Source organism: Roseovarius autotrophicus, from assembly GCF_018069895.1.
Classification (GTDB): Bacteria; Pseudomonadota; Alphaproteobacteria; order Rhodobacterales; family Rhodobacteraceae; genus Roseovarius; species Roseovarius autotrophicus.
Genome location: NZ_JAGQDH010000071.1, coordinates 1 through 1,112 on the forward strand (window position 1 = coordinate 1; position 1,112 = coordinate 1,112).

The following is a 1,112-nucleotide window of genomic DNA, read 5'->3' on the forward strand; positions in this document are numbered from 1 at the left end:
ATGGCAAAGGAAAAGTTTGACCGTTCGAAACCGCATGTGAACATCGGCACGATTGGTCACGTTGACCACGGCAAGACGACGCTGACGGCGGCGATCACGAAGTATTTCGGCGAGTTCCGGGCCTATGACCAGATTGACGGGGCACCGGAAGAGAAGGCGCGCGGGATCACCATTTCGACGGCGCATGTGGAGTATGAGACCGAGGCGCGGCACTACGCGCATGTGGACTGCCCCGGCCACGCGGACTATGTGAAGAACATGATCACGGGTGCTGCGCAGATGGATGGCGCGATCCTGGTGGTGAACGCGGCCGACGGCCCGATGCCGCAGACGCGCGAGCACATCCTGCTTGGCCGTCAGGTGGGCATTCCGTTCATGGTTGTCTATCTCAACAAGGTCGATCAGGTCGATGACGAGGAGCTGCTGGAGCTTGTCGAGATGGAAGTGCGCGAGCTTCTGTCCTCCTACGACTATCCCGGCGACGACATTCCGATCATCAAGGGCTCGGCTCTGGCGGCGATGGAAGGGCGTGACCCGGAGATCGGCGAGAACTCGATCCGGGCGCTGATGGCGGCTGTGGACGAATATATCCCGACGCCGGCGCGCGCTGTTGACCAGCCGTTCCTGATGCCGATCGAGGACGTGTTCTCGATCTCGGGGCGTGGCACGGTGGTGACGGGGCGGATTGAGCGTGGCGTGGTGACCGTGGGCGACGAGCTTGAGATCGTGGGGATCCGCGACACCCGCAAGACGACCTGCACGGGCGTCGAGATGTTCCGCAAGCTGCTTGATCGCGGCGAGGCGGGGGACAATATCGGCGCGCTGCTGCGCGGCGTGGATCGCGAGGGCGTTGAGCGCGGGCAGGTTCTGTGCAAGCCCGGCTCGGTCAAGCCGCACACCAAGTTCGAGGCCGAAGCCTATATCCTGACCAAGGAAGAGGGTGGCCGTCACACGCCGTTCTTCGCCAACTACCGCCCGCAGTTCTACTTCCGCACCACGGATGTGACCGGCACGGTGGTTCTGCCTGAAGGCACGGAAATGGTCATGCCCGGCGACAACCTGAAATTCACGGTTGAGCTGATCGCGCCCATCGCCATGGAAGACGGCCTGCG

The 1,112-nt window shown here is 62.9% G+C and carries 1 protein-coding gene; it reads left to right on the forward strand.

What is annotated here, in order from left to right; all coding sequences use genetic code 11:
- Window positions 1–1,112: elongation factor Tu (gene tuf / locus KAK09_RS18565; RefSeq protein ID WP_210880403.1), on the forward strand; the 1,112-nt coding region annotated here is incomplete at both ends.